Origin of the sequence: Streptomyces sp. NPDC005799 (assembly GCF_040630525.1) — a bacterium.
Taxonomy (GTDB): Bacteria; Actinomycetota; Actinomycetes; order Streptomycetales; family Streptomycetaceae; genus Streptomyces; species Streptomyces griseorubiginosus_B.
The window spans coordinates 1-25,158 of record NZ_JBEXXQ010000028.1 but is presented as its reverse complement, the minus strand read 5'-3'; the positions used below and the strand labels follow the sequence as shown (position 1 = coordinate 25,158).

The following is a 25,158-nucleotide window of genomic DNA, read 5'->3' as shown; positions in this document are numbered from 1 at the left end:
CGAACGGGCCGGGTCTGTCACGGATCCGGCCCGTTCGGCACACTGGCGGTCATGGAGACCGTGATCACGGACGACGGCGTACGGCTGTGGGCGGCGAGGTCGGGTCCGGGGGGCCCGTTGGTGCTGTGTCACGGCGGCCCCGGGCTGTGGGACATGTTCGGTGACCTGGCGGACCTGCTGGCCGACGTCACCCCCGTCGTCCACTGGGACCAGCGCGGCTGCGGACGCTCGCAGCGGGTCGCCGGCCCCTGGACCACCGACCGCTTCACGGCCGATCTGGACGCCGTACGACGGCACTTCGGCCTGGAGCGGATGGCGCTGCTCGGCCATTCCTGGGGCGCGCAACTGGCGTTGAGCTACGCCCTGTCCCGTCCCGAGCGGGTGAGCGTGCTGGTGTACGTGTCCGGCACCGGCATCGGCCCCACGACGGACTGGCACGACGACTACGAACGGGGCCTCCTCGCCCGGCTCGGCGAGCACCCCGAACGGCTCGCCCGCTGGCGGGAGTTGCCCCGGGAGAGCCGGGAACGGGCGGTACTCCAGTGGTCCGTCGAGTTCCAGGACCGGGAGCGGGCCCTGGCGCACGCCGAGCGGATGGCGGATCCCTGGTTCGGTATCGCCGTCGAGTGCGGCAGCGCGCTGAACGCCGAGACGAAACGGACCTGGGGCACGCCCGAGTTGCACGACGCCTGCGCGGCCCTCGACCTGCCGGTACTGATCGTCGACGGCGCCGAGGACATCCGGCCGCGCTCGGCGGTGGACTCGCTGGAGCGTGCCCTGCCCCGGGGGCGCCGGGTGATCCTCCGGGATGCCGGGCATCTGCCGTGGGTGGAGGACCCCGACGGCTTCCGGGACGCGCTGAAGGCGGTGCTGTGAACGCCGGGGACGGACCGGCCTTCCGCCGCGACCTGTACCGGGGGACCGCCCTCGACTACGACCGCTTCCGCGTGCCGTACCCCGGCGAACTGATCGCCGATCTCCTTCGGCGCGGTGCCGCGGACCCTGGTGGCCGGGCCCTCGACCTCGCCTGCGGGACCGGCCAGATCGCTTTCGCCGTACGGGAGTTCTTCGACGAGGTGTGGGCCGTGGACCAGGAACCGGACATGATCGAGGTGGTCCGGGAGAAGGCCGCCGGAGCGACGGATGTGCGGGCGCTGGTCGCGTGCGCCGAGGAACTGGCCGTCCCGGACGGGGCGTTCGACCTGGTCGCGATCGGCAACGCCTTCCACCGGCTGCCCCGGCACCGGATCGCCGAACGCGCCCACGGCTGGCTGCGGCCCGGCGGCCGTCTGGCACTGCTCTGGTCGGAGAGTCCGTGGCGCGGCGCGCTGCCCTGGCAGCGGGACCTGGCCGAGGTCGTCACGCGCTGGATGGACCGGGCGGGAGGGTACGAGCGGATCCCGGCGGGCGCCGAGGAGGAGCGCCGGCGGGTTCCGGACCGGGAGGTGCTGGAGGAGGCGGGGTTCGAGGTCCTCGGCAAGTTCTCCTTCGCGGCCCCGCACACCTGGACGCCCGGGACGCTGGCCGGCAACGTCTTCTCGACGTCGGTGCTGTCCAGGGCGGCCCTCGGCGACCGGGCAGAGGACTTCGAGGCGGACCTGCGGCACGCGCTGAGCCGGCACGCGGGCCTGACCGAGACGATCGACTTCGCGTACGAACTCGGGCGCAGGGCCGCCGGTTAGTCCGACGGCAGGACGAGCACCAGTGCGCCCTCGGTGCGGACCGCCTCGGCGAGCCGGTGGGCCTTGGCCGCCTCCGTCAGGGGTAGTGCCGCCCCGACGTGGACGCGGATGCGGCCGTCCGCGAGGAGGGCGGTGATCCTGGCGAGCCGTTCGCCCGAGGGCTGGGCCTCGACGAGCGCGAACCGCATTCCCCGCGCCTCGACGTCCTCCGGGGCCAGGCCCAGGTCGCCGGGGACCGCGGAGATCAGCAGGCCGCCCGGGCGGAGGGTGCCGAGGGTGCGGGGGCCGTAGTCGCCGCCGATCAGGTCCAGGGCCACGTCGACGTCGTGCACGGCGTCGGTGAAGTCGGCGGTCATGGGGTCGATCAGTACGTCGGCGCCCAGGTCACGCAGGAAGGGGTGCCGGTCGGCGCGGGCGGTGCCGATCACGTACGCGCCCTCCGCCTTGGCCAGTTGCACCGCGGTGTGGCCCACGCCGCCGGCCGCCGCGTGGATCAGCACCCGGGTGCCCGGCCCGACCCGGGCGATGTCGAGCAGGGCGTGCCCGGCGGTGAGGGCGGCCGTCGGGGCGGCGGCCGCGTGGATGTGGTCGAGCGTGGCCGGCTTGGGGGCGAGACGGGCGGCGGGGGCGGTGACATGGCCGGCGTAGGCGCCGGCGTCGATTCTGCCGAAGACCACGTCGCCGGGACGGAAGCGGGTCACGCCCTCGCCGGCCGCCTCCACCACGCCGGAGACGTCGTGGCCCAGGGTGAACGGAGGGTCGCCGTACACGGGGGCCGTTCCGGAGCGCGCCAGCAGGTCGACGGCGTCGACACCCGCTGCCCGGACCCGTACCAGCACCTCGCCCGGGCCGGGTTCGGGCCGCGGCCGCTCCTCGGCCTCCAGTACCTCGGGCCCCCCGAAACGGCGCTGGGTGATCACCTGCGTGCGGGACTGCTGTGGTGCCATCGGGTCTCCTCCGGGGCCGTCGCTTCCCTCCATCGTGGCGCCGACGGACCGGGACGGACACCCCGGGTGACATCGCAGGTCAGCGGGGTGTGACCCGATCCGCCGTCTCAGATAGTAGGAAGTCCGAGTAATTGTGGAGACAGACCGGGTCTCCTCACTTAACTTTGTAGAAGCCGAACGTCTCGCTCGACCAAGCGAATGGCGGTCGTGAGCGCGCCCCGTGCAGGCAACCCCTGCGGCTGCGCTCCCCGCCCAACCGGCGTCTCGTAACCCCTTTTCCGCACTCCCCGATGTCGAAGGAGTCGATTCCCCATGGCCGAGACGACCGCACGCCGCCGAGTCCGTCACACCTCCCGTACGAGCGAGTCCGACCGCAAGAACGCCGCAGCCGCCCTCCAGCGCGCCCTGGACCGCAGGGACAACGGCGGTTCGACCGGTCACTGAACGGCAATACCCCTGATACCGGGAGCCGCACCCGCATGAGGTGCGGCGCGGGCTCATGTCCCGCGCCGCACCTCGAAGTGATCGATGCGCTCACCGCTCTGCGCCAGCGCCGACACCCTGAGCACCGGCCGCGCGCCGCTCTCCGCCTCCACGGACAGCAGCGAGAAGCCCCGGTAGCGCACCCGGGACCACTCCACGCTCTCCGGCTGCTCCGCGTGGGACTTCGTCCACCGGAACGACGGCACGGAGTCGTGCCGCGTCACATGGCCCTCGTAGCTCTCCTTCACCCCGGGCGGGAAGCCGTACAGATCCCGGCCGCCGCCGCCCGCCGTGACGTACACGGTCCCGTCCTTGGTCGGGTCCGTCGACGCGCCGATCGGGACCGCCCTGCCCACCCCGCCGTCGCGGACGGCGTCCGTCCGCTCGTACACATGGTTGTGACCGTTGATCACCAGGTCCACCTGGTGCTTGGCGAACAGCGGCAGCCACTCGGCACGCACCCCGCCGTCGGAGGCGTGCGCGGACGTCGAGTAGGCGCAGTGGTGGAAGAAGACGACGACGAAGTCCACGTCCTTCGCCGAGCGCAGCGCACTCAGCCTGTCGTCCAGCCACCTCGTCTGCTTCCCGCCCGTGTAGCCGAAGTTGGCGGGGATCTCGTACGACACGTCGTTGGCGTCCAGCGCCACGAAGCCGACGTTGCCGTACGTGAACGCGTACACCCCGGGCGCCGTCCGCGCGTCGAAGCCGCTGTCGGGGAGGGACCAGCGGGCGAGCTGGCCGCCGTAGCCGTCCGGTGAGTACCAGGCCTCCATGTCGTGGTTGCCGGTCGTCACCATCCAGGGGACCGATCGCGCGACCGGCTCGTTCTGCTTGAGGAACAGGTCCCAGTAGGCGGGGTCGTAGCCGTCCGACTTCTTTCCCTGGCCGTTGGTGTCGGCGTAGCAGATGTCCCCGGCGTGGAGGTGGAAGGCGGGCTTCCGGCCCAGCAGGACATGGTCGTTGGCGTCCGCGGCCTGGCTGACGCCCTGGTCGCCGAAGGCCGTGAAGACGAACCTCTCGGGGCCGACGGGGGCCGTGCGGAAGCTCGCGATGGTCCTGCGGTGGGCCGGGGCGGCGGGGTCGAGGCCCTCGTGACCGACGCCGTAGTAGTAGGTCGTCCCGGGGCGCAGACCGTCCAGGGCCGCGTGCAGGTAGTACTGCTGCAGCGCCGGTCGCACGCCCGTGACGCCGGGGGTGTGCAGGCCGCGGACCTCGGCCGTGATCCGCCGGCTCAGGTCGTCGGGCCTGAGACCGATGCGCACGAACGGCTTGCGCACCGCGAGGGGCACCTGCCAGGACACCCGCATCTGTGTCTTCGGGTCGGCGCCGAAGGCGAGGTGGCGGCCGAAGGGGGAGACGACGGAGCCGTGCACCGCGGAGGCGGAGGGCGACGGGGTCGTCGTACCCCGCGAACCCGTGCCGCCGCCACCGCAGCCCGCGAGCAGTCCGCCCGCGGCCACCGCGCCGGCCGTCACCAGTGTGCGGCGGGGCATCAGCCTCGTCCGCAGGTACTCGTGCTGCTCGGCCATGCTCATCCGGCGCGCGAGCCGCGGCGGGATGCCGACATCGGGTGTGTCCATGAGAGTGACCCTTCCCGGCGAATCCCAACGGCCGTCATAGGTATGGGTGAACGTGCGGTGACGCGTTGACGCTCCGACACGCGCCGATGTCCGCATGACGGACAGCCCATGTCATCCCATGGGACGAGGAGTAGGGTGCCGACATGTCTCGCAGCATCAATCTCGCAGTGATCCCCGGTGACGGCATCGGCCAGGAGGTCGTGGCGGAAGGTCTGAAGGTCCTCTCCGCCGTCCTTCCGCAGGATGTGAAGCTGGAGACCCAGGACTACGACTTCGGCGCCCGGCGCTACCACGCCACCGGTGAGACACTCACCGACGCCGACCTCGACTCGCTCAAGAAGCACGACGCGATCCTGCTGGGCGCCATCGGCGACCCCTCGGTCCCGTCCGGCGTGCTGGAGCGCGGCTTCCTGCTCAAGCTCCGCTTCGCCTTCGACCACCACGTCAATCTGCGGCCGTCGAAGCTGCTCCCGGGCGTCGACACGCCGCTGAAGGGCGAGCCCGCGATCGACTTCGTGGTCGTCCGCGAGGGCACCGAGGGCCCCTACACCGGCAACGGCGGCACCATCCGCAAGGGCACCGAGCACGAGATCGCCACCGAGGTCTCCGTGAACACGGCCTTCGGTGTCGAGCGGGTCGTCCGGGACGCCTTCGCCCGCGCCCAGGCCCGTCCGCGCAAGAAGCTCACGCTGGTCCACAAGAACAACGTGCTGACCTTCGCCGGACACCTGTGGACGAACACCTTCAACAAGGTGGCCCAGGAGTTCCCCGAGGTCACCACCGACTACATCCACGTCGACGCGGCGACGATCTACCTCGTCACCGACCCGGCCCGCTTCGACGTGATCGTCACCGACAACCTCTTCGGTGACATCATCACCGACCTCGCCGCGGCCGTCTCCGGCGGCATCGGCGTGGCCGCCTCCGGCAACATCAACCCGTCCGGACAGTTCCCGTCGATGTTCGAGCCGGTCCACGGCTCCGCGCCCGACATCGCCGGCCAGGGCAAGGCCGACCCCACCGCCACGGTCCTGTCCGTCGCGCTGCTGCTGCGTCACCTCGGCTACGAGGCCGAGGCCGCCCGCATCGACGAGGCGGTCTCCGCCGACCTCGCCGAGCGCACCGGCAAGTCCGCCCGTTCCACGTCCGAGATCGGCGACGCGCTGGCCGTACGAGTAGCCGGCTGACCCCGCCGCCACTCGAAAACCTTCGAAGCCGCCGGGTCACACCGCACCCGGCGGCTTTTCCCATGCCCCCGCCGGATGCCACCATCATCCCCTGGGCCGCATTTCACGCCGTTTCGTCCACGGACTCCCGCTTGAGATAATCGAACTCGGAGCCGCGGAATGAGGGAATGCTCGGACGTCCTAGCACTGGCCACTGACAGTCACGGGCGTGAGCGCGGCCCGTCACTACACAACCGGTGAAGGACAACCACTCATGACGACGCCCACGATCGAGCTCAAGCCCTCCGCCAGCCCGCTCTCCACCGCCGAGCGCGAGGCGATCCTGGCGAACCCCGGGTTCGGCCGCCACTTCACCGACCACATGGTGACGATCAAGTGGACCGAGGGCCGCGGCTGGCACGACGGCCAGCTCGTCCCGTACGCCCCGATCTCCCTCGACCCGGCCACCATGGTCCTGCACTACGCGCAGGAGATCTTCGAGGGCCTCAAGGCCTACCGGCAGCCCGACGGCTCGGTCGCCACCTTCCGTCCGGAGAAGAACGCCGAGCGCTTCCAGCGCTCCGCGCACCGCCTCGGCATGCCCGAGCTGCCCGTCGAGACCTTCATCGAGGCGTGTGACGCGCTGGTCCAGCAGGACAAGACGTGGGTGCCCGCGCACGGTGGCGAGGAGTCCCTCTACCTGCGCCCGTTCATGATCGCGACCGAGGTCGGCCTGGGCGTGAAGCCCGCCAACGAGTACCTCTTCCTGGTCATCGCCTCTCCCGCCGGCGCGTACTTCCCGGGTGGCGTGAAGCCGGTCTCCATCTGGCTCTCCGAGGACCGCGTCCGCGCCGTCCCCGGCGGCATGGGCGACGCCAAGACCGGCGGCAACTACGCGGCCTCCCTGCTCGCCCAGGCCGAGGCCGCCGCCAAGGGCTGCGACCAGGTCTGCTACCTCGACGCGGTCGAGCACAAGTGGGTCGAGGAGCTGGGCGGCATGAACCTGTACTTCGTGTACGGGGACAGGATCGTCACCCCGTCGCTGACCGGCTCCATCCTGGAGGGCGTCACCCGCGACTCCCTGCTCACCGTCGCCCGCGACCTCGGCTACGCGTCCGAGGAGGGCCGCGTCTCCATCGACCAGTGGCAGACGGACGCCGAGAACGGCACCCTCACCGAGGTCTTCGCCTGCGGTACGGCGGCCGTCATCACCCCCGTCGGCACGGTCAAGCGCGCGAGCGCCGAGTGGCAGCAGGCGGGCGGCGAGCCCGGCGAGGTCACCCTGAAGCTGCGCGAGGCGCTGCTCGACATCCAGCGGGGCACGTCCGAGGACAAGCACGGCTGGATGCACCGGCTCGGCTAGTCGGATGGGCACTGTCTTCCCCGTGCGGGCGTCAGCCGGTTCCGCGCGGCACGGGGAAGGTGTCCTCTGTTTTGAGTGACGCTCAATGTGATGCCCCTCTCGATACTCCCGAGCCGTTCCTATAGAGATGTTCGTCATTTAGAGTGCCGTTCAAAGGAGGACGGCGCCATGAGACTCACCCCCACGGAACGCGACCGGCTGCTGCTCTTCGGGGCCGCCGAGCTGGCCCGGGCCAGAAGGGCGCGCGGCCTCAGGCTCAACGTGCCGGAGGCGACCGCGCTCATCGCGGACACCGTGTGCGAGGCAGCCCGGGACGGGAAACGGCTCACGGAGGCCATCGAGGCTGCGTGCCTTGTGCTCGGCCCCGACGACGTCCTGCCCGGCGTGGCCGACGTCGTCACGGAGGTGCATGTCGAGGCCGTCTTCGACGACGGTTCGCGACTGGCCGTGGTGAGCGACCCGATCGGGGGCGGTCTGGGGCAGGACGCGCCGGGCGCCCTGCTGCCGGGGCCCACGCACACCGACCCCGAGGCGGTCCTGCGGCTCCCCGTCGTCAACACCGCGACCGTGCCGGTCTCGGTCACCTCCCACTTCCACTTCTTCGAGGCCAATCCGCGCCTGGACTTCGCACGCGCCGAGGCCTACGGCATGCGGCTCGCGGTCCCCGCCGGGTCGTCGGTGCGGTTCGGGCCGGGGGAGTCGCTGGAGGTCGGCCTGGTGCCGATCGGCGGCGCCCGGGTCGCCGTCGGCTTCGCCGGGCTCGTCGACGGGCCGCTGGACGCGCCCGGCGCCCGCGAGGAGGCACTGCGCCGCGCCGCCGCCTGCGGCTACCTGGGCGCGCCCGGGGCCGGCGAGCCGGAGCCCCGGAATGGCGCCGGCGTACCGGAGGCGTTCGGCGGGTTGGAGGTGCGGGGTCGGGCTGGGGTATCGGAGGCGGCCGGAGAGTCGGAGGTGCGGGGTCGGGTCGACGCACCGGAGGCGGCCGGAGAGTCGGGGAGCCGGGATGGTGCCGGTGTACCGGAGGCGTTCGGCGGGTTGGATGTCCGGGGTTGGGCCGGGGTACCGGAGGCGTTCGGCGGGTTGGAGGTCCGGGGTTGGGCTGAGGTACCGGAGGCGGCCGGAGAGTCGGAGGTGCGGGGTCGGGCCGACGCACCGGAGGCGTCCGGAGAGTCGGGGAGCCGGGATGGTGCCGGGGTACCGGAGGCGTTCGGGGGGTCGGAGGTCCGGGGTCGGTCTGAAGTACGGGAATTGTTCGGCGGGTTGGATGTCCGGAGTCGGGCCGGCGTGCCGGACGCGTCCGGTGACGAGGAGGTCGGGGGATGAGCCGCCCCGGAGGGCACCCCGCCGAGGCCCGCCGCCTCACCCCGTACGAGTACGCGGCCACCCACGGCCCCCGGGCCGGCGACCGCATCCGGCTCGGCGACTCGGGGCTGACGATCCGGGTCGAGTCCGACTCCCAGCGCTACGGCGACGAGTTCCTCGCCGGCTTCGGGAAGACCGCCCGCGACGGACTGCACCTCAAGGCCGCCGCCGTCCGGGAGACCTGCGACGTCGTCATCAGCAACGTCGTCGTGATCGACGCGGTGCTCGGCATCCGGAAGGTGTCCATCGGGATCCGGGAGGGACGGATCTCGGCCATCGGCCGGGCCGGGAACCCCGACACCCTCGACGGGGTCGACGTCGTGGTCGGCACGGGGACGTCGATCGTGTCCGGCGAGGGGCTGATCGCCACCGCCGGGGCCGTGGACACCCATGTCCATCTGCTGTCGCCGCGTGTCATGGAGGCCTCGCTCGCCTCCGGCGTCACCACGATCATCGGCCAGGAGTTCGGTCCGGTCTGGGGCGTCGGCGTCAACTCGCCGTGGGCGCTGCGGCACGCGTTCAGCGCCTTCGACGCCTGGCCGGTCAACATCGGCTTCCTCGGCCGGGGTTCGTCCTCCCACCCGGCGCCCCTGGTCGAGGCGCTGGCCGAGGGCGGGGCGAGCGGCTTCAAGGTGCACGAGGACATGGGCGCCCACACCCGGGCGCTGGACACGGCGTTGCGCGTGGCCGAGGAACACGACGTCCAGGTCGCCCTGCACAGCGACGGATTGAACGAATGCCTGTCGGTCGAGGACACCCTGCGGGTGCTGGAGGGCCGCACCATCCACGCCTTCCACATCGAGGGCTGCGGCGGCGGACACGTCCCGAACGTCCTGAAGATGGCCGGTGTCCCGAACGTCATCGGCTCCTCCACCAATCCCACCCTGCCCTTCGGCCGGGACGCCGTCGCCGAGCACTACGGCATGATCGTCTCCGTCCACGACCTCAAGCCCGACCTGCCGGGCGACGCGGCGATGGCCCGTGACCGCATCCGCGCCGGGACCATGGGCGCCGAGGACGTGCTGCACGACCTGGGCGCGATCGGCATCACCTCCTCCGACGCGCAGGGCATGGGCCGGGCCGGCGAGACCGTGCGCCGCACCTTCGCCATGGCCGGGAAGATGAAGACCGAGTTCGGCGCGCCCGAGGAGCACGACAACGAGCGCGTCCTGCGCTACATCGCCAAGCTGACCGTCAACCCGGCCGTCGCGCACGGGCTTTCGCACGAGGTCGGCTCGATCGAGGTGGGCAAGCTGGCCGACATCGTGCTGTGGCGCCCGGAGTACTTCGGTGCGAAGCCGCAGCTCGTGCTGAAGTCCGGCTTCCCCGCGTACGGCGTCGTCGGCGACCCCGGCGCGGCCACCGACACCTGCGAACCGCTCGTCCTGGGCCCGCAGTTCGGCGCGCACGGCGCCACCCCCGCCGACATCTCCGTGGCGTTCGTCGCGCGGGCCGCCCTCGACCAGGGCAACGACCGTATGCCGACCCGGCGGCGCAGGGTCGCCGTCCGCGGCACCCGCGGCATCGGACCCGCCGACCTGCGCCGCAACTCCCGTACCGGAGCGGTGGAGGTGGACCAGCGCACCGGGCTCGTCACCCTCGACGGAGAGCCGATCCGCTCCGAGCCGGCCGACTCGGTCTCCCTCAACCGCCTCTACTTCCTTTAAGGACCACCGATGACCGCTGCCGCCGACGGCTTCCGCATGCCCGCCGAATGGGCCCCGCACCAGCGCACCTGGATGGCATGGCCGGGTCCCAACCCGACCTTCGACGACCCGGACGACCTCATCGCCTCCCGTATGGCCTGGGCCTCCGTGGCCCGCGCGATCCTCCGCTTCGAACCGGTGACGGTCGTGTGCGGACCGGGGCAGTCGGCGGCCGCGCAGGCGCTGCTGGGCCCCGGCGTCGACACCGTGGAGCGCGATCTCGATGACGCCTGGATGCGGGACATCGGGCCGACCTTCCTCACCGACGGGCGTGAACTGGCCGCTGTGGACTGGACGTTCAACGGCTGGGGCGCCCAGAGCTGGGCCCGCTGGGAGCACGACGCGAAGATCGCCGCGTATGTGGCGGACCTCGCCGGCTCCACCAGGACGTACGCCTCGAAGCTGGTGAACGAGGGCGGTGCCATCCATGTCGACGGCGAGGGCACCGTCCTGCTCACGGAGACGGTCCAGCTCGGTCCCGAGCGCAATCCGGGGTGGACGCGGGAGGAGGTCGAGGCGGAGATCCACGGGATGCTCGGCACCCGCAGGTCGATCTGGCTGCCGCGCGGTCTCACCGGTGACTATCCTCCGCACGGGTTCGGGACGCTCGGGCACGTCGACATCGTGGCCGCCTTCGCCCGCCCCGGTGTCGTGGTCGCGCACCACCAGCCGGACCCCGCGCACCCCGACCACGAGGTCACCAAGGAGGTCATCGGGCTGCTCAAGGCCCAGACCGACGCGCGCGGGCGGCGGCTCGAGGTCGTCGAGGTCCCCGCCCCGACCATCCTGGAGGCCGACGGCCGCTGGGCCGACTACTCCTACATCAACCACTACCTCTGCAATGGCGGCGTCGTGCTCTGCGGCTTCGACGACCCGCGCGACGAGATCGCGGCCGGCATCTTCCGCCGCCTCTTCCCCGAGCGCACGGTGACCCTGGTGGATGCCCGGACGATCTTCTCCGGTGGGGGCGGTATCCACTGCGTCACCCAGCAGCAGCCGCGGGTGGGCGTCCGGTAGAACGTACGGGTGAACGTGCTGATCTGCGCCGACCACGAAGCCCGGCCGACCGAGCCGCTGCGTGCCCTGCCGGACGTACCGTCCCGGATGGTCGCCGTATGAGCGCGCCCCGGCGCACCCCGGCCCCGCCGCGCGAGCGCATTCTCGCCGCCGCCATGGAGATGATCGCCGAGCGCGGACTGGAGAAGCTGACCATGGCCGCTCTCGGCCGTGAGGTCGGTATGAGCAGCGGGCATCTGATCTACTACTTCGGCTCCAAGGACGAACTGCTGCTGCAGACCCTGGAGTGGAGCGAGGGCCGGCTCGGGGCCGACCGGGGGCGCCTGCTGGGCCGTACCGGACCGGTGCGTGAGCGGATCGACGCGTACGTGGATCTCTACGTCCCCGAAGGGCACCGCGATCCGCACTGGACCCTGTGGCTGGAGGTCTGGAACCGCTCGCAGAACGCCGACGACGACGCCCGCGACCGGCAGGCGGCGATCGAGGGCGTCTGGCACCGGGACCTGGTGGCGCTGATCGCGGAGGGGGTCTCGCGGGGCGAGTTCCGCCCGGTCGACCCGGATCGCTGTGCCGCCCGGCTGCGGGCGCTGCTGGACGGCTTCTCCGTGCATGTGGCCGTGGGCCTGCGGGGCTGGGACCGGGCGCAAGTTCTCCGCCACGTACGGGAGTTCCTGGACGAGAGCCTCCTCGCGGACGCGTGACCTTCCGCCCGGGTTGTACGCAACCAGGCCGATTGACCCTGTGGACAGTGGTGCGCTTGCCTCGAAACAGCCCTCGGCGCGGGGCCGGGGGACAGTGCGTCAACGGGGATCACAGGGGGGAACCATGACCAGAGCCGCCGCATGGCGGAGACCGGCCGCGGGTGTCCTGGGCGCGGCACTGCTGCTCGCGCTCACCGCGACCACCACGTCCGCCGCACCGCACCCACCCCGCGTCCAGCGGGTCAGCACCGCCGCCGACGGCAGCCAGGCCGACGGAGCTTCGAACGACGCCGCGATCAGTGCCGACGGCCGCCGAACCGTGTTCGTGTCGGGTGCGCCGAGCCTTGGCTGCGCGGACTTCTCCCCGTGCCTGCTCGTGAAGGACACGGCCACCGGCACGCTCACCAGGATCGACCTCGGCAGCGGGTACCTCTACAGCTCGCCGATGCCCAGCGCCGACGGAAGCCGCATCGGATACTCGGCCGGGACCCGCTTCCTGGCCCCGTACCTCTACGACCGCGGCACCGGCCGCTCCGAGCGCTTGTGGCCGCAAAGCCCGCCCGGGTTCAACGAGTTGGGCCGCGTGCAGTCGATCAGCCCGGACGGCACCCATGTCGCGTACACCATCGGCAACCGCAACGGCCCCCAGGCGTTCCGGCTGTTGTACGTCCGCGACACGGCCACCGGAACCGACGAGCTGGTCTCACCGGCCGAGGAGGGCCCGAAGCCGGCGGCCTCGGTGAGCGGCGACGGCGAGCGGGTCGCCTACCAGCTCCAGGGCGACGAACAGGACCCGGCCGACGTCTTCGTCAAGGACCGGACGACGGGTGAGCGCGTCCAGATCGACACGGGTCTCGGCGTCGCCGAACTGGTCCGTATCACCGCGGACGGCCGCCGCGTCCTGTTCAACGCCGAGGGCGGGGTCTACGTCCACGACCTGCGCACCGGCACCGCCGAGCGGGTGGCCGAGGGGCGGGCCTTCTCGGCCACGGCGGACGGCCGGTACGCCGTGGTCTCGGGTGACGACGGCGTCCGGGTGCGCGACCTCCTGACGGGCCGGTTCGGGGCCGCCCTTCCGCGGGACGCCCAGGAGGGGCCGGACGCGCTGACCGCCGAGGGACCCTCGGTGGTGTTCAGCTCCGACGCGTCCTCCCTGGTGCCCGGCGACACCAACAAGGAGTCGGACGTGTTCGTCTTCTCCGGCGAGCTCTCCAGGCACCCGGCCCCGATGCCCTCCGTCACCGAACGGATCAGCCTGACCCGGGACGGACAGCAACGGTCCGGGGCGTCCCACGATCCGGTGATGGGCGAGGGCCGGGTCGTCTCCTTCACCTCCGAGAGCGCCCCGGGGAACACCGACGTCTTCGTCAACGCGTTCGGTGACCTCCTCTCCCAGGTGAACTCCGAGACGCAGGTCCCTTCCCACGAGGCAACCCCCTGCTCCAGCGGACGCATGGTCGGCTATGTGGCCCCGAGCGCCTCCGACGGCGCCCCGGAGGTCTTCGTCCGCAACCGCGCGGTCGGCAAACTGAGCGGACTCCACTCCTACCAGGGCGTCCGCTTCACCTGGATGGGTCAGCCCGCCGAGGACCCCACCTGCCAGTGGATCACCTACACGGCCACCCTGCCCGCCACCGCCACCGACCCGCACCCCCGGCCGCGGGTCTACCGCGTCCGTTTCCAGGACGACAGCACCGACCTGGTCAGCGCCCCGACGGGTGAGGCGGCAGGCCACCCGTCGATCAGCTACGACGGCCGCTCCATCGCCTTCGAGCAGGGCGGGAACGTCTACGTCCGCGACCTGGACACAGGTGTCCTGGAGCGGGCCGCCGAGCACGCCTCGGCTCCCTCGCTCAGCCAGGACGGCCGCAGGATCGCCTTCCAGCAGGGCCGTGAGGTCCACGTCCGCGACCTCGGCACCGGGGCGACGACCCGGGTCAGGGGCACGCAGCCCTCGCTCTCCGGGGACGGCACGAGCGTCGCGTACACCTCGCGGGGCTCCGTCTATCTCCTCGACCTCGCCACCCGGCACCGGCAGTTGATCAGCGTCGACCGCTGGGGCGGCCGCAACGACCTCCCGGCCGGCCACCCTGCCGTCAACACCGACGGCACGGTCGTCGCGTTCGAGTCGGCATCACCCGATCTGGTGCGGGGGGACACCAACGGAGTCGCGGACATCTTCCTGCGGACCGTTTCATGACAGGCGGCATCGGATCCGCCCGCCCCGTCGCGTCGTCCGTCACCTGATGTGATCGACCGAATCCTGAGACAACGGTGAGCGGAGCGCGGAGGCTGTGCCAGACTGCCTCCGTGCTCTCGTTCGCCATGATTATTGGCAGCAGGCGCGCCGGTCCGCAGTGACCGCCACGTACGACCAGGTACGGGCGGACACCGTCGTCCTCGACCCGCGCGCAGACCTCTCGCACCCGCGAGAGGTTTTTCGCTTTTCTGGCCCACCTTCAGCCGGAGGCAAAGCGCGAGGGATCACGGGAGGACGGTGGAGCCGGTCATTCCGGTAACGACATATCCACTGGGATCCAACACAGGAGCCTTGACACCATGACCGCAACCAGCGAGCTCGACGATTCGTTCCACGTCTTCGACACCACCCTGCGCGACGGCGCGCAGCGCGAGGGCATCAACCTCACCGTCGCCGACAAGCTCGCGATCGCACGGCACCTGGACGACTTCGGCGTGGGCTTCATCGAGGGCGGCTGGCCCGGCGCCAACCCGCGGGACACCGAGTTCTTCGCGCGTGCCCGCCAGGAGATCGACTTCCAGCACGCCCAGCTCGTCGCGTTCGGCGCGACCCGCCGCGCCGGCGCCAAGGCGAGCGAGGACCCGCAGGTCAAGGCGCTCCTGGACTCGGGCGCCCAGGTGATCACCCTGGTGGCCAAGTCCCACGACCGCCACGTCGAACTCGCGCTGCGCACGACCCTCGACGAGAACCTCGCCATGGTCAGTGACACGGTGTCCTTCCTTGCCTCCCAGGGCCGTCGCGTCTTCGTCGACTGCGAGCACTTCTTCGACGGCTACCGGGCGAACCCGGAGTACGCGAAGGCGGTCGTACGAGCGGCATCGGACGCCGGCGCCTCCGTCGTCATCCTGTGCGACACCAACGGCGGCATGCTCCCGGCCCAGGTCCAGGCCGTGGTCTCGACGGTCCTCGCCGACACCGGCGCCCGCCTGGGCATCCACGCCCAGGACGACACGGGCTGCGCGGTCGCCAACACCCTCGCCGCCGTGGACGCGGGCGCGACCCACGTCCAGTGCACGGCCAACGGCTACGGCGAGCGCGTCGGCAACGCCAACCTCTTCCCCGTGGTCGCGGCCCTGGAGCTGAAGTACGGCAAGAAGGTCCTCCCCGAGGGCAGGCTCCGCGAGATGACGAGGATCTCGCACGCCATCGCTGAGGTCGTCAACCTCACGCCCTCCACCCACCAGCCCTACGTGGGCGTCTCGGCCTTCGCCCACAAGGCGGGCCTGCACGCATCCGCGATCAAGGTCGACCCGGACCTGTACCAGCACATCGACCCGGAGCGGGTCGGCAACACCATGCGGATGCTGGTCTCCGACATGGCGGGCCGCGCCTCGGTCGAGCTCAAGGGCAAGGAACTCGGCGTCGACCTGGGCGGCGACCGCGAGCTGGTGGGCCGGGTCGTGGAGCGGGTGAAGGAGCGCGAGCTCAAGGGCTACACCTACGAGGCGGCCGACGCCAGCTTCGAACTGCTCCTGCGCGCCGAGGTCCAGGGCAAGCCCCTGCGCTACTTCCAGGTCGAGTCCTGGCGGGCGATCGTCGAGGACCGCCCCGACGGCACGCATGCCAACGAGGCCACGGTCAAGCTCTTCGCCAAGGGCGAGCGCATCGTCGCCACCGCCGAGGGCAACGGCCCGGTCAACGCCCTCGACCGCGCCCTGCGGGTGGCGCTCGAGAAGATCTACCCCCAGCTCGCCAAGCTCGACCTGGTCGACTACAAGGTCCGCATCCTCGAGGGCGTCCACGGCACCGAGTCCACCACCCGCGTCCTGATCTCCACCTCCGACGGCGCGGCCGAATGGTCCACGGTCGGCGTCGCGGAGAACGTGATCGCCGCGTCCTGGCAGGCCCTGGAGGACGCTTACACCTACGGGTTGCTGCGGGCCGGGGTGGAGCCCGCGGAGTAACTCCACCGGTCGGCGGGGGCCTTCGTCCGGCGAGGCTCCCGCCGCGGCGCCCCGCGTCCACGACCGGAACGGGGCGGCTGTCGCCGTCTTGACTGTTCCCTGCGTCACTCGTTAACTCACGGTGTGAACTAAGTCATCTGCGAGACACGAGAGTTGAGGGAAGGTCATGCGAAGAACCGCCCTGCTCGTCTCCACCGCCTTGCTCACCGCCCTGCTGCCCTTCGCCGTCGCCCGGGCGGCCGACAACGACCCACCGCCCGTCCCCGTCGACCGCTTCGAGGGCGAGGTCCCCTTCGCCTCCCAGCCCGCCGAGGGCATCTTCACCTGGGGCGGTGACAGTGACGACCCGCCGGCGCTCCGGCTGGCCGCGAGATCCGACGCCCCCGAGGGCGCGAAGGTCCTCGCCGGTACCTACGACATCAGCGCCTACGGCGGCTTCACCCACGACTACGCGGCCGACGCCCCCGCCCACGACTGGTCCTCCCACCAGGGCATCCGCTTCTGGTGGGACGGCCAGGACAACGGCAGGAAGATCGCCTTCGAGATCAAGGACGGCGGCGCCGACGGCGAGGCCTCCGAGCTCTGGACGACCTCCTTCACCGACGACTTCACCGGCTGGAAGCAGATCGAGATCCCCTTCACCGACTTCGTCTACCGCACCGACTACCAGCCCGTCGGGGGCATCGACCACGTCCTCGGGCTCACGCAGATGTGGGGCTACGCCCTCACCCTCCCGGTCGGCGTCAAGGGCGAGTTCGCCATGGACGACGTCGAGTTGTACGGCAGGGCCGACCAGTCCCTGCGGGCGAGCGTCACGACCGACTCGACCGTCCACCCGGTGCGGGAAGGCGGCACGGCCACCGTCAAGGTCACCCTCGCCACCACCGGGTCCGCCCCTGTCGACGACCCCGTCACCGTCCACTACGAGACCGCCACCACCGGCACCGCCACCCCCGGCAAGGACTACACCCCCGTCTCCGGCACCCTCACCTTCCCCGCGGGCACCGCCTCCGGCGCGACACGCACCATCACCGTTCCGACCCTGAAGGACCGGTCCGCCGAGACGGCCGAGACGATTCCGCTGAAGCTCACCGTCACCGGGGCGAAACCGCCCGCCGAGACCCCGCAGATCGTCATCGACGCGCACGGACTGCCGTATCTCGACGCCAAGCTGCCCGTCAGGAAGCGCGTCGCCGATCTCCTCTCCCGGATGTCCCTGGCGGAGAAGGTCGGTCAGATGACCCAGGCCGAGCGCGGGGCGGTCGGAGAGGGCGCCGACGTCACGACGTACGACCTCGGCTCGCTGCTCTCGGGCGGCGGCTCCACCCCGACGCCCAACACCCCGGCCGCCTGGGCCAGGATGATCGACGGCTTCCAACTCCGCGCCCGAGCGACCCGCCTGCAGATCCCGCTCATCTACGGCGTCGACGCCGTCCACGGCCACAACAACCTTGCCGGCGCCACGATCATGCCGCACAACATCGGCCTCGGCGCCACCCGGGATCCCCAACTCGCCGAGCGGACCGGCGCGGTGACAGCCAGTGAGGTCCGCGCCACCGGCATCCCCTGGGACTTCGCGCCCTGCCTGTGCGTCTCCCGCGACGAACGCTGGGGCCGCGCGTACGAGTCCTTCGGCGAGGACCCGGCCCTCGTCCAGTCCATGGAGACGATCATCCAGGGCCTCCAAGGCGCCCCGAACGGCCGGGACTTGAAGGACGACGACAAGGTCCTCGCCACCGCCAAGCACTTCGTCGGCGACGGCGGCACCGAGTACGGCTCCTCCACCACCGGCACCTACACCATCGACCAGGGCGTCACCAGGGTCACCCGGCAACAGCTCGAGGCCGTCCACCTGGCGCCGTACCGGACGGCCGTCGACCGTGGCATCGGCACCGTCATGCCCTCGTACTCCTCGCTCGACATCCTCGGCGACGGACAGGGCCCGGTGAGGATGCACGCCCGCGGCGACATGATCAACGGGGTTCTCAAGGGCCGTATGGGCTTCGACGGGTTCGTCATCAGCGACTGGAACGCCATCGACCAGCTCCCCGGCGACTACCCGGCGCACGTGCGCACCGCGGTCGACGCGGGCGTCGACATGATGATGGTGCCGTACGGCTACAAGGACTTCAGCGCGACCCTGGCCGACGAGGTCGAGGCGGGCCGGGTCAGCGAGAAGCGGATCGACGACGCCGTGTCGCGCATCCTCACCCAGAAGTTCCGGCTCGGCCTCTTCGAGCATCCGTACGCCGACACCACGGGCGCCTCCCGGATCGGTTCCGCCGCGCACCGGGCCGTCGCCCGGCAGGCGGCCGCCGAGTCGCAGGTGCTGCTGAAGAACGCGCACGGAGTCCTCCCGCTGAGGAAGAACCAGAAGGTCTACGTCGCCGGGTCCAACGCCGACGACCTCGGCAACCAGACCGGCGGCTGGACCATCACCTGGCAGGGCGCCTCCGGCACCCACACCCAGGGCACCACCATCCTCGACGCGATGCGCAAGGACGGGGACGTCACCTACTCCAAGGACGCCTCCGCGCCCACGGCCGGGTACGACGTCGGCGTGGTCGTCGTCGGTGAGACCCCGTACGCCGAGGGTGTCGGAGACGTCGGCAACGGCCACGACCTCCAGTTGTCGGCCGCCGACCAGGCGGCCGTCGACAAGGTGTGCGCGGCCATGAGGTGCGCGGTGCTGATCGTCTCCGGGCGCCCCCAGCTGATCGGCGACCGGCTCGGCCGGATCGACGCGCTGGTGGCCTCCTGGCTGCCCGGCACCGAGGGCGACGGAGTGGCCGACGTCCTCTACGGCAAGCGGCCCTTCACCGGCCGGCTCCCCGTCACCTGGCCCAGGTCCGAGGCCCAGCTGCCGATCAACGTCGGCGACGCCTCGTACGACCCGCAGTTCCCGTACGGCTGGGGCCTCACGACCGGGACCAAGGTGCCGTCGGGCGGCGCGGCCACGCTGAAGGCGCTCGGCAGCGCGGCGGCGGCCGCCGAACGCGCCGGGGCGGAGGCGACCGGCCGCGCGCTCGTCACCAAGGCCCGGCTGATCGTCCAGGAGAAGGTGGGCCAGGGCATCACGGCGACGATCGCGAAGCCCTTCGCCGACGCGGACCACCTCTCCCTCACCGGGCGGTACGGGGCGGCCGTACAGAAGCTGACCGAGGCCTACCGGGCCGGCTGAGGGAGGCCGTCACCTGCACGGAAGACCAGTTTTGGGAGGCTTCGGGTAGCTTCGAACCATGAAGGCCGTCGCTTGGACCCGAAGCCTCCCAGGGCTGCTGGTGGCCCTGTTGCTCGCCGCGCTGACCGTCCTGTCGGCCGGCGCGCCGCCTGCCTCGGCCGACACCAGCGTCTCCACGATCGCCGAGGCGCTGCGCAAGAGCCCCGTCTATGTCGATCCCGCGGCCTCCGGGCAGTTGTCGAAGGCCGACGCCGACGCTCTCGCCAAGGAGATCAAGGACGCCGGCAAACCGCTCTTCGTCGCCGTCCTCCCGGCCGGATACCCCACGCAGGACCTCTTCCGGAACCTCCGTACCGCCACCGGAATCACGGGCCTGTACGCGATCCGCCTGGGCGGGCGCTTCGACGCCCGCGCCGACTCCTCGGTCCTGCCCCGCACCGCCGTGGAGAACCTGGTCACCAGCGTGCGGCCCGAGAGGGACACGCAGACCCAGCTGACCGACTTCTCCGACCGCGCCCTGGTCAACATGGGCGGTACGGCACCACCGGGCTGGCGGTCCCGGACCTCCGGCGGCGGGGTGTCGGCCACCGCGCTGATCGCCGCGGGCGCGGTGCTGGTCGCCGGGGGCGGGGGAGCGTACGCGTTGGTACGACGGAACAGGCGCCGGCGGGTGGAGCAGCAGCGGGCCGCGCTGGAGCGGCTGCGGGTCGTCGTGGACGAGGACATCACGGCGTTCGGCGAGGAGCTGGACCGGCTCGACTTCCACCCGGCGGAGGCGGGCGCGGACGACGCGATGCGCGCCGACTACGAACGCGCCCTGGACGCCTACGAACAGGCGAAGTCGTCGATGGCGGCCGCGCGGAAGCCCGAGGACGTCCGGTCCGTCACCCAGGCCCTGGAGGACGGCCGCTTCAGCCTCGCCCAGCTCGCCGCCCGCCGCGAGGGGCGTCCGCTGCCCCAACGCCGGCCGCCCTGCTTCTTCGACCCCCGCCACGGTCCGTCCGTCGCCGACGCCGCCTGGACGCCCCCGGGCGGCGCCCCGCGCGAGGTGCCGGTCTGCGCGGCCGACGCGACCCGCATCGCCGACGGCCGCGACCCGGTCATCCGCGAGGTCGACACCGACTACGGCCGCCGCCCCTACTGGGACGCGGGCCCGGCTTACGGCCCCTGGGCGGGCGGCTACTTCGGCGGCGGGCTCCTGCCCGGTCTCCTCGTCGGCACCCTCCTCGGCAGCATGATGGCGACCCCGTCCTACGCGGCCGGCTACGGCACCGGCTACGGCGACTTCGACGCATACGGCCCCGGCGGCTACGACGGCGGAGACGTCTCGGGCGCGGACTTCGACTCCGGCGACTTCAGCGGCGGCTTCGGCGACGGGGGAGGGGACTTCGGGGGCGGGGGCGACGGAGGGGACTTCGGCGGGGGGTTCTGAGGGGCGAGGGGTTCTGAGGGGCGGGGGTTCAGACCTCTTCGCCCGGCCCGTCGACCTCCGCGTTCGCCAGTCGCTCCATCACTTCCGCCGCCAGCGATCGAGCGCCTCGCGGGAGCCTGCGTGGGCACGCTGCTCGCGGTGGGGGTGGCGGCGGCCGGCGTCACGGGGCACGCCTCGGTCGCGCCGATGTTCGCCGTCCTCACGGTCGCGCTGTGCCTGCGCCCCTTCAACTACGCGTACTGGGCCGCCGGCATGACCTGCGCCCTGTCCCTCCTCCTCGGCTACTTCGGCCAGGACGCCCAACACCTGCTGCCGACCCGACTGGAGGGCAGCGCCGTCGGCGCGGCCCTGTCGATCGCCTCGGCCTGGTGGCTGCTGCCGATACGCCGCAGACGCCCCACCCCGACACGGGCCGAGATACGACCGAGCGAGAGCCGAGCCGTATAGGACGGGAACTGGCCTACTGGCCCCCTACCCTCCCCCCATGACCACCCCCGCGCTCCCGGACCCGCTGCCCTTCGCCTCCGTCGCCGAGCTCGACGCGTGGCTGGACGTTCATCCCGCGCCGCATCCCGGGCTCTGGGTGAAGGTCGCCAAGAAGGGGGCCGGGATCGTCTCCGTCGACTGGGTCGAGGTCAATGACGTCGCCCTCTGCCACGGCTGGATCACCGGGCAGCGCAAGGCACTTGACGAAAGGTACTTCCTGCAGAAGATCACGCCGCGACGGCCCGGCAGTCTCTGGTCGATGGTCAATGTGCGCCGCGTGGCGGAACTGACCGCCGCCGGGCGTATGCGGACCGCCGGACTCGCCGAGGTGGCCGCCGCCCAGGCCGACGGGCGGTGGGCGGCGGCGTACGCCTCCCAGCGTGAGGCCGCCGTGCCCGAGGACCTCGCGGCGGCACTGGAACGCGACCCCGAGGCCCGAGCCGCCTTCGACGCCCTCGGCCGGACCGACCGTTACCAGGTGATCTTCGCCCTGCTCACGGCCCGTACCCCCAAGGGCAGGGCGGCCAGACTGGCGGCCGCCCTGGGCCGGCTCCGTACGGCGACACCGCCCGCGCGGGCCTGACGATTCAGGCGGTCTTGATCGCCGAGATGTCGAAGTTCAGCTTGATCTTGTCGGACACCAGCACGCCACCCGTCTCCAGGGCCGCGTTCCAGGTCAGGCCCCACTCGGAGCGCTTGATCTCCGCCTTGCCCTCGAAGCCGACGCGCTCGTTGCCGAAGGGGTCCTTCGCGGCGCCGTTGAACTCCAGGTCGATGGTGATCGGCTTGGTCGTGCCGAGGATCTCCAGGTCACCGGTGATGCGGTAGTCCTCGCCACCGAGCGACTCCGCCTTGGTGGAGCGGAAGGTCATGGTGGGGAACTCTTCGGTCTTGAAGAAGTCCGCGCTCTTCAGGTGCCCGTCCCGGTCCGCGGACCCGGTGTCGATGCTGTCCATCTTGACGTCGATGGAGGCCGTCGACGCGGACGGGTCCGCGCCGTCCAGGTGCAGGGTCCCGCTGAAGTCGTTGAACTTGCCCTTGACGTTGGTGACCATCGCGTGCCGGACGGTGAAGCCGATCGTGGAGTGGGCCGCGTCGATGGTGTAGTCGCCGGTCAGTGCGGTGAGATCGTTCGCCATGTCATGCTCCTTGGAGGTGATGTTGAATGTTGAACTACCCAACGGGAACGACCGTAGACCTATTCCCTTGCGGGTTCAACATCATCCGCGAAGTGTTGGCGAGACGGCCATGAGCTTCACCCGCAGGGGCCGTCCAGCTCGCGACCGCCGCCCCGGCCGCCGTACGCCGCCCGCCTCGCCCGCACCGGTGAACTTGCCCGCGCCACCATGGCCCCCACCCCCACCTCCCTCTGGCCCGGCCACCCCGCCGACCCCGCCCTCCTCGCGGACCTCCCGCGCGGCCTCGGCAGCCGGTGGGACTGGCAGATCGGCAGCCCGCGCCTGCTGATGGACATCACGGCCGTCCTGTACGACCACCTCGGCGACGCCCGTCTTGTCGCAGGCCGGCACCGCGGGTCCCCTGGCCGCCTCCGCCGGCGCGAGCGTCCTGGTCCGCCGCGGGGCCGGACCGCTACCCTCTCCGTCGGCGAACCCCCTCGAACGGGTGAACCCGGCGAGATCATCTGGGACCACCCGGTGCGCGGGGTGTCGTGGGCCGACGGCTCGGTCGAGATCCTGGCCAAGGGCCCTTGCCTGAGGGTGCGCGTTACCCCAGGCGTGTCATGTGCGACGCAGCGATGTGAGCTGACTCTCGGCTGACGGCTTTGTGCGACCCCTACAAGCCCAGGGCCCTCTGAGCAGTCGGAACGCCTGCATGCCCCTCGGGTTCTGTTCAGTGGTACCAGGAAAACGGCCCGGAGACTGTACGGAGTCGACGGCTCGCTTTCCTCGGTGTCCTTCGTAAGGTCACTACATGACCGTTTTGGATGAGGCGCCGAGTGAGTCGACGGGTGAGCCGACGGACGCGCGCGGGCGGGTCGCCGAGCTGCACGAGATCCGTGCGCAGGCGCTGGCCGGCCCGAGCGAGAAGGCGACCGAGGCGCAGCACGCCAAGGGCAAGCTGACCGCCCGGGAGCGCATCGAGCTGCTGCTGGATGCGGACTCCTTCCGGGAGGTCGAGCAGCTGCGCCGGCACCGCGCCACGGGTTTCGGCCTGGAGGCCAAGAAGCCGCACACCGACGGTGTGATCACCGGCTGGGGGACGGTGGAGGGCCGGACGGTCTTCGTCTACGCCCACGACTTCCGCATCTTCGGCGGCGCGCTGGGCGAGGCCCACGCCACGAAGATCCACAAGATCATGGACATGGCCATCGCGGCCGGTGCCCCGCTGGTCTCCCTGAACGACGGCGCGGGCGCCCGTATCCAGGAGGGCGTCTCCGCCCTGGCCGGCTACGGCGGCATCTTCCAGCGCAACACCAAGGCATCCGGCGTCATCCCGCAGATCTCGGTGATGCTCGGCCCGTGCGCCGGCGGCGCGGCCTACAGCCCCGCCCTCACCGACTTCGTCTTCATGGTCCGCGAGACCTCGCAGATGTTCATCACCGGCCCGGACGTGGTCAAGGCGGTCACCGGCGAGGAGATCACCCAGAACGGCCTGGGCGGCGCGGACGTGCACGCGGAGACCTCCGGTGTGTGTCACTTCGCGTACGACGACGAGGAGACCTGCATCGCCGAGGTGCGCTACCTCCTCTCCCTCCTCCCGCAGAACAACCGTGAGAACCCCCCGCGGGTGGAGCCCACGGACGCGGTCGACCGCCGCTCCGACGTCCTGCTGGACCTGGTCCCGGCCGACGGCAACCGCCCGTACGACATGGCCAAGGTCATCGAGGAGATCGTCGACGACGGGGAGTACCTGGAGGTCCACGAGCGCTGGGCGCGGAACATCATCTGCGCGCTGGCCCGGCTGGACGGCCAGGTCGTCGGCATCGTGGCGAACCAGCCGCAGACCCTCGCCGGGGTGCTGGACATCGAGGCCAGCGAAAAAGCTGCGCGCTTCGTCCAGATGTGTGACGCTTTCAACATCCCGATCGTCACCTTCCTGGACGTCCCCGGGTTCCTCCCGGGCGTCGACCAGGAGCACGGCGGCATCATCCGCCACGGCGCGAAGCTGCTCTACGCCTACTGCAACGCGACCGTGCCGCGGATCTCGCTGATCCTGCGCAAGGCGTACGGCGGTGCCTACATCGTCATGGACAGCCAGTCCATCGGTGCGGACCTGACATACGCGTGGCCGACGAACGAGATCGCCGTGATGGGCGCCGAGGGTGCCGCCAACGTCATCTTCCGGCGGCAGATCGCCGAGGCCGAGGACCCCGACGCCATGCGGGCCCGCATGGTCAAGGAGTACAAGTCCGAGCTGATGCACCCGTACTACGCGGCCGAGCGCGGCCTGGTCGACGACGTCATCGACCCGACCGAGACCCGCGAGGTGCTCGTCCGCTCCCTCGCCATGCTGCAGACCAAGCACGCCGACCTGCCCTCCCGCAAGCACGGCAACCCCCCGCAGTAACCCAGCGGACCCTCCGCGACACCCTCGCGGAAACCTCTCTCACGGAGACTGAGACCTATGAGCACCCCTGACATCCGCGTCGAGAAGGGCCACGCCGACCCCGAGGAAGTCGCCGCCATCACGGCCGTCCTCCTGGCCCGCGCTGCCGCCCAGCCCGCCACCGAGCCCACTCACCGCGGTCGCCAGAAGGCCGGCTGGCGCCGCCTGGAACGCGAGGGCGGCTTCCGAGCCCCGCACAGCTGGCGCTGAGCCCCGAGCACGCAGAAGGGCCCCTCCCGGCCGGGAGGGGCCCTTCTGGGTGGGCGGGGGGGACGTCATCGGGCCCAGACAAAGGGGGCCCCACCCGGCCGGGGGGGGCCC

Annotated in this window: 19 protein-coding genes and 2 pseudogenes; 18 read left to right on the top strand and 3 right to left on the bottom strand. The window is 71.4% G+C overall.

The annotated features are described in order from the left end of the window. The first annotated feature begins 51 nt into the window (after positions 1-51). Both ABZ453_RS26335 and ABZ453_RS26330 read left to right on the top strand, forming a co-directional pair. A complete protein-coding gene (locus ABZ453_RS26335; protein ID WP_359018299.1) occupies positions 52-876 on the top strand; it encodes an alpha/beta fold hydrolase in 825 nt (274 codons plus the stop codon). Beyond that, entirely contained in the window at positions 873-1,682 is an 810-nt protein-coding gene (locus ABZ453_RS26330; RefSeq protein ID WP_359018297.1) for a class I SAM-dependent methyltransferase, read from the top strand. Before ABZ453_RS26335 ends, ABZ453_RS26330 begins: the two co-directional genes overlap by 4 nt. Here the strand turns inward: ABZ453_RS26330 and ABZ453_RS26325 are convergent. Next, positions 1,679-2,629 carry an NADP-dependent oxidoreductase gene (locus ABZ453_RS26325; RefSeq protein ID WP_359018295.1) on the bottom strand — a complete coding sequence of 317 codons (951 nt, stop codon included), beginning with the start codon at positions 2,627-2,629 and terminating at the stop codon, positions 1,679-1,681. The two genes, ABZ453_RS26330 and ABZ453_RS26325, sit on opposite strands and share 4 nt — an antisense overlap. A 312-nt stretch (positions 2,630-2,941) precedes the next feature. On the opposite strand from ABZ453_RS26325, the gene ABZ453_RS26320 reads away from it, so the two are divergent. Continuing rightward, entirely contained in the window at positions 2,942-3,073 is a 132-nt protein-coding gene (locus ABZ453_RS26320) for a hypothetical protein (RefSeq protein WP_020121043.1), read from the top strand. A 53-nt stretch (positions 3,074-3,126) separates the two neighbouring features. On the opposite strand, the gene ABZ453_RS26315 is transcribed toward ABZ453_RS26320, so the two are convergent. Further along, entirely contained in the window at positions 3,127-4,692 is a 1,566-nt protein-coding gene (locus tag ABZ453_RS26315) for a metallophosphoesterase family protein (RefSeq protein ID WP_359018292.1), read from the bottom strand. A gap of 143 nt (positions 4,693-4,835) precedes the next feature. Here ABZ453_RS26315 and ABZ453_RS26310 point away from each other — a divergent pair, with 143 nt between their 5' ends. From ABZ453_RS26310 to ABZ453_RS26255, 12 genes and pseudogenes are all read left to right on the top strand, one after another. Next, the gene (locus ABZ453_RS26310; protein ID WP_359018290.1) at positions 4,836-5,879 is read left to right on the top strand and encodes a 3-isopropylmalate dehydrogenase; all 1,044 of its coding nucleotides are present in this window, start codon (positions 4,836-4,838) and stop codon (positions 5,877-5,879) included. 253 nt (positions 5,880-6,132) lie between these two features. Continuing rightward, positions 6,133-7,221, top strand: coding sequence for a branched-chain amino acid aminotransferase (locus tag ABZ453_RS26305; protein WP_359018288.1), 1,089 nt, complete (start codon positions 6,133-6,135; stop codon positions 7,219-7,221). Between the two features lie 168 nt (positions 7,222-7,389). Continuing rightward, positions 7,390-8,058: pseudogene (gene ureA / locus ABZ453_RS26300) on the top strand (urease subunit gamma); the annotation flags it as partial. A gap of 482 nt (positions 8,059-8,540) precedes the next feature. Next, on the top strand, positions 8,541-10,250 hold the full coding sequence (locus ABZ453_RS26295; protein ID WP_359018286.1) for an urease subunit alpha: 1,710 nt from the start codon (positions 8,541-8,543) through the stop codon (positions 10,248-10,250). 9 nt (positions 10,251-10,259) lie between these two features. Further along, entirely contained in the window at positions 10,260-11,306 is a 1,047-nt protein-coding gene (locus tag ABZ453_RS26290; RefSeq protein WP_359018285.1) for an agmatine deiminase family protein, read from the top strand. A 98-nt stretch (positions 11,307-11,404) separates the two neighbouring features. Further along, positions 11,405-12,007 (top strand): TetR/AcrR family transcriptional regulator, encoded by a 603-nt coding sequence (locus ABZ453_RS26285; protein ID WP_359018283.1) that lies wholly within the window; start codon positions 11,405-11,407, stop codon positions 12,005-12,007. 124 nt (positions 12,008-12,131) lie between these two features. Next, positions 12,132-14,207: a hypothetical protein gene (locus tag ABZ453_RS26280; protein ID WP_359018281.1), complete on the top strand. Its 2,076-nt coding sequence runs from the start codon at positions 12,132-12,134 to the stop codon at positions 14,205-14,207. A 359-nt stretch (positions 14,208-14,566) separates the two neighbouring features. Continuing rightward, the gene (gene cimA, locus ABZ453_RS26275) at positions 14,567-16,171 is read left to right on the top strand and encodes a citramalate synthase (protein ID WP_359018279.1); all 1,605 of its coding nucleotides are present in this window, start codon (positions 14,567-14,569) and stop codon (positions 16,169-16,171) included. A gap of 166 nt (positions 16,172-16,337) precedes the next feature. Next, positions 16,338-19,352: a glycoside hydrolase family 3 N-terminal domain-containing protein gene (locus ABZ453_RS26270; protein WP_359018277.1), complete on the top strand. Its 3,015-nt coding sequence runs from the start codon at positions 16,338-16,340 to the stop codon at positions 19,350-19,352. A gap of 58 nt (positions 19,353-19,410) precedes the next feature. Then, complete coding sequence (locus ABZ453_RS26265) at positions 19,411-20,784, top strand: hypothetical protein (protein WP_359018275.1); 1,374 nt, start codon at positions 19,411-19,413, stop codon at positions 20,782-20,784. A 96-nt stretch (positions 20,785-20,880) separates the two neighbouring features. Further along, positions 20,881-21,231 (top strand): FUSC family protein, encoded by a 351-nt coding sequence (locus ABZ453_RS26260; protein WP_359018463.1) that lies wholly within the window; start codon positions 20,881-20,883, stop codon positions 21,229-21,231. Between the two features lie 37 nt (positions 21,232-21,268). Then, positions 21,269-21,853, top strand: coding sequence for a YdeI/OmpD-associated family protein (locus tag ABZ453_RS26255; protein WP_359018273.1), 585 nt, complete (start codon positions 21,269-21,271; stop codon positions 21,851-21,853). 4 nt (positions 21,854-21,857) lie between these two features. On the opposite strand, the gene ABZ453_RS26250 is transcribed toward ABZ453_RS26255, so the two are convergent. Next, positions 21,858-22,409: a YceI family protein gene (locus tag ABZ453_RS26250; RefSeq protein WP_359018271.1), complete on the bottom strand. Its 552-nt coding sequence runs from the start codon at positions 22,407-22,409 to the stop codon at positions 21,858-21,860. A gap of 379 nt (positions 22,410-22,788) precedes the next feature. On the opposite strand from ABZ453_RS26250, the pseudogene ABZ453_RS26245 reads away from it, so the two are divergent. The 3 genes and pseudogenes from ABZ453_RS26245 to ABZ453_RS26235 form a co-directional block, all read left to right on the top strand. Continuing rightward, positions 22,789-23,048, top strand: a pseudogene (locus ABZ453_RS26245) (lyase); the annotation flags it as partial. Positions 23,049-23,202: 154 nt separating this feature from the next. Further along, positions 23,203-24,798: an acyl-CoA carboxylase subunit beta gene (locus ABZ453_RS26240; RefSeq protein ID WP_359018269.1), complete on the top strand. Its 1,596-nt coding sequence runs from the start codon at positions 23,203-23,205 to the stop codon at positions 24,796-24,798. 57 nt (positions 24,799-24,855) lie between these two features. After that, positions 24,856-25,047, top strand: a complete 192-nt coding sequence (locus ABZ453_RS26235; RefSeq protein ID WP_133046738.1) for an acyl-CoA carboxylase subunit epsilon — start codon at positions 24,856-24,858, stop codon at positions 25,045-25,047. Positions 25,048-25,158: the final 111 nt, after the last annotated feature.

Excerpts from the sequence above, each read along its gene's own strand:
- ABZ453_RS26335 (WP_359018299.1), top strand. The coding sequence starts at position 52 with ATGGAGACCGTGATCACGGACGACGGCGTACGGCTGTGGGCGGCGAGG.
- ABZ453_RS26325 (WP_359018295.1), bottom strand. The coding sequence starts at position 2,629 with ATGGCACCACAGCAGTCCCGCACGCAGGTGATCACCCAGCGCCGTTTC.
- ABZ453_RS26320 (WP_020121043.1), top strand. The coding sequence starts at position 2,942 with ATGGCCGAGACGACCGCACGCCGCCGAGTCCGTCACACCTCCCGTACG.
- ABZ453_RS26315 (WP_359018292.1), bottom strand. The coding sequence starts at position 4,692 with ATGGACACACCCGATGTCGGCATCCCGCCGCGGCTCGCGCGCCGGATG.
- ABZ453_RS26310 (WP_359018290.1), top strand. The coding sequence starts at position 4,836 with ATGTCTCGCAGCATCAATCTCGCAGTGATCCCCGGTGACGGCATCGGC.
- ABZ453_RS26305 (WP_359018288.1), top strand. The coding sequence starts at position 6,133 with ATGACGACGCCCACGATCGAGCTCAAGCCCTCCGCCAGCCCGCTCTCC.
- ABZ453_RS26295 (WP_359018286.1), top strand. The coding sequence starts at position 8,541 with ATGAGCCGCCCCGGAGGGCACCCCGCCGAGGCCCGCCGCCTCACCCCG.
- ABZ453_RS26290 (WP_359018285.1), top strand. The coding sequence starts at position 10,260 with ATGACCGCTGCCGCCGACGGCTTCCGCATGCCCGCCGAATGGGCCCCG.
- ABZ453_RS26285 (WP_359018283.1), top strand. The coding sequence starts at position 11,405 with ATGAGCGCGCCCCGGCGCACCCCGGCCCCGCCGCGCGAGCGCATTCTC.
- ABZ453_RS26280 (WP_359018281.1), top strand. The coding sequence starts at position 12,132 with ATGACCAGAGCCGCCGCATGGCGGAGACCGGCCGCGGGTGTCCTGGGC.
- cimA (WP_359018279.1), top strand. The coding sequence starts at position 14,567 with ATGACCGCAACCAGCGAGCTCGACGATTCGTTCCACGTCTTCGACACC.
- ABZ453_RS26270 (WP_359018277.1), top strand. The coding sequence starts at position 16,338 with ATGCGAAGAACCGCCCTGCTCGTCTCCACCGCCTTGCTCACCGCCCTG.
- ABZ453_RS26265 (WP_359018275.1), top strand. The coding sequence starts at position 19,411 with ATGAAGGCCGTCGCTTGGACCCGAAGCCTCCCAGGGCTGCTGGTGGCC.
- ABZ453_RS26255 (WP_359018273.1), top strand. The coding sequence starts at position 21,269 with ATGACCACCCCCGCGCTCCCGGACCCGCTGCCCTTCGCCTCCGTCGCC.
- ABZ453_RS26250 (WP_359018271.1), bottom strand. The coding sequence starts at position 22,409 with ATGGCGAACGATCTCACCGCACTGACCGGCGACTACACCATCGACGCG.
- ABZ453_RS26240 (WP_359018269.1), top strand. The coding sequence starts at position 23,203 with ATGACCGTTTTGGATGAGGCGCCGAGTGAGTCGACGGGTGAGCCGACG.
- ABZ453_RS26235 (WP_133046738.1), top strand. The coding sequence starts at position 24,856 with ATGAGCACCCCTGACATCCGCGTCGAGAAGGGCCACGCCGACCCCGAG.